Annotated in this window: 7 protein-coding genes; 3 read left to right on the top strand and 4 right to left on the bottom strand. The window is 69.5% G+C overall.

What is annotated here, in order from left to right:
• Positions 1 to 36: 36 nt before the first annotated feature.
• A complete protein-coding gene (locus tag ACFVH0_RS40165) occupies positions 37 to 1,422 on the bottom strand; it encodes an MFS transporter (RefSeq protein WP_385828380.1) in 1,386 nt (461 codons plus the stop codon).
• Between the two features lie 1,022 nt (positions 1,423 to 2,444).
• Between ACFVH0_RS40165 and ACFVH0_RS40160 the strand changes: the two genes are divergently transcribed.
• Positions 2,445 to 3,320: an LLM class F420-dependent oxidoreductase gene (locus ACFVH0_RS40160; protein ID WP_385828379.1), complete on the top strand. Its 876-nt coding sequence runs from the start codon at positions 2,445 to 2,447 to the stop codon at positions 3,318 to 3,320.
• 108 nt (positions 3,321 to 3,428) lie between these two features.
• Here ACFVH0_RS40160 and ACFVH0_RS40155 read toward each other — a convergent pair whose 3' ends face one another.
• Together ACFVH0_RS40155 and ACFVH0_RS40150 are read right to left on the bottom strand one after the other, a co-directional pair.
• Complete coding sequence (locus tag ACFVH0_RS40155; RefSeq protein WP_385828378.1) at positions 3,429 to 4,169, bottom strand: SDR family NAD(P)-dependent oxidoreductase; 741 nt, start codon at positions 4,167 to 4,169, stop codon at positions 3,429 to 3,431.
• A gap of 559 nt (positions 4,170 to 4,728) precedes the next feature.
• Positions 4,729 to 5,130: a Tn3 family transposase gene (locus ACFVH0_RS40150; protein WP_385828381.1), complete on the bottom strand. Its 402-nt coding sequence runs from the start codon at positions 5,128 to 5,130 to the stop codon at positions 4,729 to 4,731.
• Between the two features lie 73 nt (positions 5,131 to 5,203).
• On the opposite strand from ACFVH0_RS40150, the gene ACFVH0_RS40145 reads away from it, so the two are divergent.
• The gene (locus tag ACFVH0_RS40145; protein ID WP_385828377.1) at positions 5,204 to 6,337 is read left to right on the top strand and encodes a PP2C family protein-serine/threonine phosphatase; all 1,134 of its coding nucleotides are present in this window, start codon (positions 5,204 to 5,206) and stop codon (positions 6,335 to 6,337) included.
• Between the two features lie 401 nt (positions 6,338 to 6,738).
• The gene (locus tag ACFVH0_RS40140) at positions 6,739 to 7,155 is read left to right on the top strand and encodes a hypothetical protein (protein ID WP_385828376.1); all 417 of its coding nucleotides are present in this window, start codon (positions 6,739 to 6,741) and stop codon (positions 7,153 to 7,155) included.
• Between the two features lie 154 nt (positions 7,156 to 7,309).
• On the opposite strand, the gene ACFVH0_RS40135 is transcribed toward ACFVH0_RS40140, so the two are convergent.
• Complete coding sequence (locus tag ACFVH0_RS40135; RefSeq protein ID WP_385828375.1) at positions 7,310 to 8,653, bottom strand: MFS transporter; 1,344 nt, start codon at positions 8,651 to 8,653, stop codon at positions 7,310 to 7,312.
• Positions 8,654 to 8,726: the final 73 nt, after the last annotated feature.

Below are 8,726 nucleotides of genomic sequence, written 5' to 3'. Positions count from 1 at the left end.
CGGTCTCCCGGCCCGCCCGGCGGACGAGGTCCGGACTCAGACGGTACGGGCGTCGGCCGGCAGCGCCCCGGAGGCGTCCGGGGCGGCTGCCTCGCCCTCGATGTCCGTGAGATCCCGGTGCCGGGTCTCCTTGGCACACCCGACCGCGAGCAGGGTGATGAGCGCCGCGGCGATGACGTACAGCGAGATGGGCACCGAGCTGTCGAAGTCCGCGAGCAGCGCGGTGGCGATGAGCGGTGCCGGGGCACCGGCCGCGACCGACGAGAACTGCGCGCCGATCGAAGCGCCCGAGTACCGCATCCGGGTCGCGAACATCTCCGAGAAGAAGGCCGCCTGCGGTGCGTACATCGCGCCGTGGAAGAAGAGCCCCACGGTGACGGCGAGCAGCAGACTGCCGAAGTTCCGGGTGTCGATCAGCGCGAAGAACGGGAACGTCCACAGCCCGACCCCGACCGCGCCGACCAGATAGACCGGCTTGCGCCCGACCCGGTCCGACAGCGCACCCCACATCGGAATGACCGCGAAGTGGACGGCCGAGGCGATGAGCACCGCGTTGAGCGCCGTCTGCTTGCTCAGATCCGCAGCCGTGGTCGCGTAGACGAGCACGAACGCCGTGATCACGTAGTAGCTGATGTTCTCCGCCATCCTGGCGCCCATGGCTATCAGCACATCGCGCCAGTGGTGCCGCAGCACGGCCACGAGCGGCATCTTCTCGGCCGCCCCGGCAGCCGATTTCCGCTCCTCGGCCTGCGCCATCGCGGCCTTGAAGACCGGCGACTCATCGACAGAAAGACGAATCCACAGACCGATGATCACCAGGACACCGGAGAGCAGGAAGGGGATCCGCCAGCCCCACGCCCCGAAGGCGGAGTCCGACATCAGCGCGGTGAGCGCGGACAGCACCCCGGTGGCGAGCAACTGCCCGGCAGGCGCACCCGTCTGCGGCCAGGAGGCCCAGAAGCCGCGCCGCTCGGCGTCCCCGTGTTCCGAAACAAGCAGTACGGCCCCGCCCCACTCGCCCCCCAGCGCGAAACCCTGCACCAGCCGCAGGACGGTGAGCAGCACGGGGGCGGCGGCCCCTACCGTGGCATGCGTCGGCAGCAGCCCGATCGCGAACGTCGCCCCGCCCATCATCAGCAGACTGAGCACCAGCAGCTTCTTGCGCCCGAGCCGGTCGCCGTAGTGCCCGAACACCAGGGCACCGAGCGGCCGGGCGGCGAAGCCGACCGCGTAGGTGAGGAAGGACAGGAGAGTCCCGACGAGCGGGTCGGACTCGGGGAAGAACAGCTTGTTGAAGACCAGCGCGGCGGCTGACCCGTACAGGAAGAAGTCGTACCACTCGATGGTGGTGCCGACGAGGCTTGCGGCGACGATGCGCTTGAGGTTCGAGGGGGCTGGCGGAGAGGTTGCTGGGGCGGCCATGGGTACCACTTCCGGACGGTTGGCGGGGACGGTTCCGTGTCGCCACACCGTAGGAAGGGGCAGGTCAGGGGCGTATGTGGTGGGACACCATAGTTCTCTGGCCGGGTGTGCGCGGGGCCACTATGACAGGCGCGTCGAGACTGCTTCGAGGACCGTACTGAAGGCCGGCGGGCGCCTTTCAGGATTGCGCTGTTCCGCGCGCCTGCGGTCAGGCCCGGCGGGTTTCTGCGGAGCCGGGCAGCGGCAGCGCATCGGACAGGCCATCGACTACGCCGACGTCCCCCGCGACGACATCGCCCCGTCCTCGCGGAACTCGTGTGCCGGTCCGGCATCCGCCGCCGCATCCTCGAACCCACCGCAGGATCCACCCCCGTCGCGGACGCCGTTGCCCGCGCAGTTGCAGCTCCAGGTCGCAGGTTCCGTGGTGGCCGATGCCCGTCATGTCCCCCGTGAAGCCGGGGGTGAGGCCGACCTCTTTCGGGGCGGCTTTGAGGTGGACGAGTGTGCGAAGCCGCGGCAGTGGCAGGCGGAGCGCGGGGACGGCTTCCACGTGCTGAGGCACACGTACACCTCGATCGTCCTTGAGGGGGGAGTCCGTGGTGACACCGGCCAGGTGGCTGGGGCACTCGTCTGCAACCATCACGCCGGACCACCATGGGGGATTTCTCTGGGAAACACCCTTATTGCTCGCCCCGGCCGGCGAATACGCGACACCTCAATATGCGAGCCCACCAGTACCGAGGCCGGAACAGACCGGCCGCCGCGGAATCTCGGTCGCGCACCGCTACTCGCAAGATCTCGACGCCGCGCTCATCCTGTGGTTGATCGCCGGACCGTGGACGACCAGCCCGACGAAACGCACGAGCCCGCCACCGCGGTGGCGGGCTCGTGGGTGTTCGACGTCCTACGGGCCGTCCGACCGACTGAGGGAACGGCGGGAATCGACCCGGGACGCCCTCTGGTCGGCAGTGGCTGGAGACGTGATGATCACGGCACAGCCTGCCACCCGGAGGGAACACCCGATGAGCGACACCACAGTCCCCCTGAAGCAGCGAGCCGGCCGGTACGGCGCCTGGAGCGTCGAACTGCGCTCGGAGGACCCGGCCCGGCGCGGCGAACTGGACGAGGCCGCGGCCGAGCTGGAGGAACTCGGGTACGGCGCCATCTGGCTCGGCAGCAACAGCACCGCCGACCATGCCGCCCCGCTGATCGGGGCGACGCGCCGCATCCTCGTCGGCACCAGCATCCTGAACATCTGGCAGCAGGAGGCCGCCACGACCGCGGCCGGCTACGCCGAGGTGGAATCGGCGCACCCCGGCCGCTACCTGGTGGGTCTCGGCGTGAGCCACGGCCCGCTGGTGAAGGACTACAGCCGCCCGTACGCGGCGATGACCGGCTACCTCGACGAGCTGGACGAGGCCGGCGTCGCCGCCGACAGCAGAGTGCTGGCCGCGCTGGGCCCGGAGATGCTGAAGCTGTCCGGCGAGCGGGCGGCCGGCGCCATCCCCTATCTGGTCACGCCCGAACACACCGCCCAGGCCCGCGAGATCCTCGGCGAGGGCCCGTTGCTCGCCCCGGAGCTGAAGGTGGTCCTGGAGACCGACCCGGCCCGGGCCCGCGCCCTGGCCCGCGAAGCCCTCGCCATGTACCTCACCCTGCCGAACTACACCAACAACTTCCTGCGGCACGGTTTCACCGAGGCCGACCTGGCCGAGGGCGGCAGCGACCGCCTGATCGACGCGGTCTTCGCCTGGGGCGACGAGAACCGCATCCGCGACCGCATCGACACCTTCCACCAGGCAGGCGCGGACCACGTGGCCCTCCAGGTGCTCACCGGCACCCACAGGGGCAAGCTCCCGAGGGAGGAATGGCGCAGGCTCGCTTCTCTATTGGGATAGCGGCCTCTTGCGATCGGCTGACTCCGGGCCGCGACGGGGCCGGCCCGGTGGGAAGGAGTGCTCCCAGGGCGATCCGGGCGGGCTTGGCATGCCCATCGCGGCCCGGAGTCAGCCGATCGCAAGCTGTCCGCCGCGTGCCTCAAGAACGGCGCCGGTGATGTAGCTGGCGCGGGAGGAGGCAAGGAACAGAACCGCTTCCGCGATCTCGTCAGGGTCCGCGACCCGCCCCAGTACGGTGGTTCGCCCGACCGCCTGGAGGGTGTCACCTCCCATCTCCTCCGTCCCGGGGGTATGGACGGGGCCCGGGGCCACGGCGTTCACGCGGACGCCCTGGGCGCCGAACTCGTCAGCCCATACTCGTGTGAGAAGTTCGAGTGCAGCTTTGGAAGCCCCGTAGGCGCCCGATTCCCGCACCGGCGTGGTAGCCGCCGCTGTACTCACACTCACGATGGAGCCACGCCCCCGCGCGGCCATTCCCGGGGCGAGGGCACCGACCAGGAGCATTGGCGCGCGTGAGTTGACGGCCATCTGGGCGTCGAACATCTCGGCGGTGGTGTCCGGCGTACTGGCGAACCGGTAGATACCGGCGTTGTTGATCAGAATGTCCACTTCGCCTGCCTCGGCGGCAAGACGCAGGACATCCTCAGAACTACTCAGATCCGCAGCGACGAACCTTGCCTTCCCGCCTGCGGCAGCGATCTCTTCGACGGTCGCGGCACCTCGCTGCTCGTCCCTCCCGTGGACGACGACCGAGGCCCCCAACGCTGCCAGGCGAAGGGCGATGGCCCGGCCGATACCAGCGGTGGCGCCGGTGACAAGAGCGGTGGATCCGTCCAGTTCTGCAGACATGGAAAGCTCCTCCAAGCCGAGAGGAACGACAGACTGTCGGCTGTTTCTCGTGCAACCGATGATCCTGATGGTTCATTCCATGGCGGGAACGGACCCACGCCGGGCCGATCGTCGATCATGGTCCAGCCCGGGGGTCGTGGCCCACGCGGTCCTGGGAGGCCGGTGAGTTCGCCTTCGCTGATCACGTCCGCAGGCGACTGGCACGCGCCGCACTGCTCGTGGAGATCGACGGGTGCGCCGCGTCCAGATCGGTGACGGCGAATGACTGGTCGAGCACATCGGTGAGGCCACTGTGGCGCCGTTCAGCAGCCGGCTGGACCGCGGCGTCAGTCTGCCCCTGTTCCCGGCTCAGCCGTAGCGTGCGTCAGCCCTCGCTGCCATCGCCGTCCTCGTCCTGCTCGGGCGCGTACGAGTCACGAAAGTGCCGCAGAGCGGCAGCCGCGAGGGTGGAGGCGCCATCCGCTGCCCGGCCTGCCACTGCCCCGGCCTTGACGGCGGCGCGGACTTCCGGGTATCCGGCCGGCGAGCGTGACGGCTCCGCTCGGGCGCCTGGCCACGTTCACCGCACCCACTTCGGGTGGTACGCCGCCGGCTGAATGCCGAGCTCGTGCGTGGACTGCTCGCCGAACCGCTGGAGGTGCTCGGTCAGGTACGGCCAGACGTGCGCCAGGTCCTCGGGGGCGACCTCCCAGCCCTCTTCCGGCAGCCGGCGGACGATCTCGGCGATGTCCAGGGCGTTGTGGAAGATCACGGCGTTCGTGAGCAGCGCGTTGAACTTCATTGCCTTCCCCTGCTCGACGGGGTCGTGGTCGGCGATGACGCCGCGGTTGCCGAAGCCGACACACTGGGAGAACCGGTTGAGCGACGAACTTCTCGCCGGTCCAGCGCACGACCAGCGTCTGTACGCCCTGGGAGAAGGCGTGACTCGTGCTCGTCGGCTGGCTGGGGGTGCGTAATCGATGGAGCATAAGGGGTATATGGGTGTGCGACGTTCGTGGGATCATCTCCTGGAGCCGCCATCAGGCCGTGGTTTGGTGGCGATCCCGTTCGTGCTGATCGGGATGATCACCGTGTTGGACATCTACACCGGTCGCGATGTCCAGCTGGGCCCACTGCTGGTCATCGCGCCCGCTCTGACCGCCGCTCTCGCCGGGACACGGCTCGCCGCTCTCGCCGGGGTACTGGCAGTGGCGGCCCAGGTGTTCATCGTCGTCTCCCTCGACGGACTGACCACGCCCAACCGCCTGGCGCAGATCATCGCACTGGCCGTGCTCTCCGCCTTGGTGGTGTTCATGCGGTTCGTGCGGGAGCGGCGCGACCGGGCGCTGAGCCTGGCACGCTCCGTGGCGGAGACGGCTCAGCGGGTGCTGCTTCGGCCTCCGCCACGCCGGATCGGGCCGTTGCAGGTGGCATGGCTGTATATGTCCGCGCAGGACGAGGCCGAGATCGGGGGCGATCTGTTTGCGTTCGCCCGTGCCGCGCATGCCGCGACCCGGGTGGTCATCGGCGATGTCCGGGGCAACGGGCTGGCCGCCATCGGTGAGGCCTCGCTGGTGCTGGGGGCATTCCGTGAGGGCGCTCACCGGTATGCCACCCTCCCCGAGCTGGTGACTGCCCTCGAAGACAGCGTCTCCCGGAACCTGGAGGACGTGACGGACACCGAGCACGACCCCGGCGAGCACTTCATCACCTGCCTCGTCCTGGAGATCCCCGACGACGCCCCGCCGGCCGCCGAGATGATCAACTGCGGGCATCCCCCGCCTCTGCTGGTGCACGACCGGCAAGTCACGGTCCTGCATGCCCGACAGCCGCTGCCTCCGCTGGGCGTGAGCGAACGACCGGTCGAGGACGACAGCATCGACCCGTTCACCTTCACCTGCGGTGACATGCTCGTCCTCTACACCGACGGAGTCGTCGAAGCCCGCTCGCCGTCCGGAGCGTTCTACCCACTCGCCGAACGAGTCGCCTCCTTCCCCACCACCAGCCCCGACGCTCTGCTGCACCACATCCACCGCGATCTGCTCGCCCACATCGGCGGCCACCCCGCCGATGACGTCGCCCTCCTGGTCATCGAATGCACCCCGTCCCACCGGCCGCATCTCACACCCCATCCCATTGGTCACCACCGGCACAACCTCAGTGGATCGCCCCCGCCCCCAGGTCGCTGAACCCAAGATCCGGGTGGCCCAGGCTCGGGTTCTCCTGGCCGCCCGTCGGGCCCGGGAGGGCAGCGCGCTCGCCGAAGCAGTCGGCGGGCCGGCCGTTGCGGCCCGTCGCCGTGGCGGAGACGAGGGCGCTGCGGCGGCTGTCCGGGAGGCGGTCGCGGAAGAACTCCGTGTCGGCGGGGAGGTGTGTGCGTCGCCGTACCGCAGGAAGGGGCAGGTCAGTGGCGTATGCCGCGGCACACCACAGTTCTGCCGCCGGGAGTGCGCATGCCCACCATGCAGAACTCCGGCCGGTTCTCCGGTGAGCCGATACCCCCGGCCGTGCTTCCGAAGTGCTCGTCCGCTCTCTACGGTAGAAGTGACTTCACACGCACGCGGCGTGACCGCGGGACAACGGGGGCATCGTGGAAGCGGAGTTGGCGGCACTGGCGGCGTCGGGTGCGACGACCTTGGTCGGGCTCATGGTCTCGGACGCCTGGACGCAGACGAGGGAACGAGTGGCGCGATTCCTCGCGCGGGGCGAGGAGACCGATGGCGTGGACGAGGAACTCGACGCGTCCCGGGAGGGACTCATCGCGGCCCGCGACGGTGAGGACCCGGATGCCGCGGCGGACATCGAGGACGAGTGGCGGCTCAGGATGCGCCGGGCGCTGCGCGCGGACCCGGCGGCCGCGCAGGAGCTGCGACTGCTGCTGGACGAGATCGCCCCTCGAACAGCGGATGTGCCGACCGTGACGGTCAACAACAGCGTCAGCGGGGGCACTCAGAACGCCCAGGTCATTCAGGGGCAGAACATTGTCGGCCTGACTCTTCGCTATTAGGGGACGTTCGTCTACCGGTGCAGCAGCCGGGGCGGGCCTCGACGGCGCAGAGCCCGCGCGGTGCCGTTGGTGTCGGAGCACGGTCGTCCTGACGGGCGTCACACCACGGCGCCGCCGTGGCGCGGACCCGGTGGGATCCACGCCACGGGGTGCGTCAGGATTCGGACTTGGGGGAGAAGCGCAGCCGCGTGGCCGCCAGTGCGCCGAGGGCGAGCAGGACGATGGAGACCCACAGGCCGGACAGGTGGTTTCCGGTGGCGTCCTCTGCGTAGCCCATGATGTAGGGGCCGACGAAGCCGCCGGTGATGCCGATGGTGTTGAGCAGTGCCAGACCACCGGCGAGGGTCTTGCCCGAGAGCCGGGTGGCGGGGAAGTTGAACAGCAGGGGCTGGACGACGAAGAACGCCAGGCCGGTGAAGCAGAAGCCGAGCAGGGCGATCACCGGGCCGGCGACGGCGGCGACGATGAGGCCGGTGAACATCATCAGCAGGCCGACCACCACGAAGTTGCGGGAGCGCCGGGGCGTGGTCGCGCGGGGCGGGACCAGTACGGCGCCGACGGCCGCGGTGAGCCAGGGCAGGCCGGTCAGCAGACCGATGGTGAACGGGGAGAGATCGCCCCAGCCGCCGATGATTCCGGGCAGGAAGTAGACGACGGAGTACAGGGCGACCTGGTGGGTCCAGTTGGCGAAGATGGCCAGCAGCATCTGCTTGTCGCGCAGCACCGTCAGCAGCGAGCCGGATCCGGAGCCGTTACCGGCCGCCTCGGAACCCTCGGTCTGCTCGCGGGTGACCGCTTCCTGGACCAGTCGGGCCTCTTCCGCCGTCAGCCAGGGCGCCTTGGCCGGGCCGTCGGGCAGGTACCGGAAGATGGCGATGGCCAGGAAGAGACAGGGGATCCCCTCGATGACGAACATCCACTGCCAGCCGTGCCAGCCGCCGAGTCCGTCCATCTCCATGAGGAGTCCGCCGAGCGGGTTCCCGACGACGCTGGCGATGGAGGCGCCGAGCAGGAGCAGACCGATGGCCCTGCCGCGGGTCTCGGAGCGGAACCAGTAGGTGAAGTAGAGCAGGATGCCCGGAAGCAGCCCGGCCTCGGCGGCGCCGAGCAGCAGCCGCATGGCGTAGAAGGACTTTTCGCCCTGTACGAAGGCCATGCAGGCGGAGATGACGCCCCAGGTCAGCATGATCCGGGTGATCCACCAGCGGGCGCCCACCCGGTACATGATCAGGTTGCTGGGCACCTCGGAGATCGCGTAGGTGAGGAAGAACAGTCCCGCGCCCAGCCCGTAGGCCGCGGCGGAGATGCCGAGGTCGACCTCCAGGCGTTCCTTGGCCAGGCCGATATTGGTCCGGTCCAGGAACGACATGATGTAGGCGGCCAGCAGCAGCGGCATCAGTCGCCGCAGATTGCGCTGGTCCAGCTCGCCGAGCGCGTCGCGCGGGGTTGCGTGTGGTGTGGCCGCACTTGGTGTGCGTGAACCGCGGATCAAAGACATCGGTGTCCTCTTGGGGTGCTCTGGCAGCCGTCGGGTGGGGACGACAGGAGTTGGGGCCCGGCCGGGCGGACCG

The organism is Streptomyces sp. NPDC127117, from assembly GCF_042677325.1.
Taxonomy (GTDB): Bacteria; Actinomycetota; Actinomycetes; order Streptomycetales; family Streptomycetaceae; genus Streptomyces.
This window is presented reverse-complemented; position numbering and strand designations above follow the sequence as displayed.

What these genes read in the sequence shown, in the direction of transcription:
- ACFVH0_RS40165 (WP_385828380.1), bottom strand. Translation starts at nt 1,422, where the DNA reads ATGGCCGCCCCAGCAACCTCTCCGCCAGCCCCCTCGAACCTCAAGCGC.
- ACFVH0_RS40160 (WP_385828379.1), top strand. Translation starts at nt 2,445, where the DNA reads ATGAGCGACACCACAGTCCCCCTGAAGCAGCGAGCCGGCCGGTACGGC.
- ACFVH0_RS40155 (WP_385828378.1), bottom strand. Translation starts at nt 4,169, where the DNA reads ATGTCTGCAGAACTGGACGGATCCACCGCTCTTGTCACCGGCGCCACC.
- ACFVH0_RS40135 (WP_385828375.1), bottom strand. Translation starts at nt 8,653, where the DNA reads ATGTCTTTGATCCGCGGTTCACGCACACCAAGTGCGGCCACACCACAC.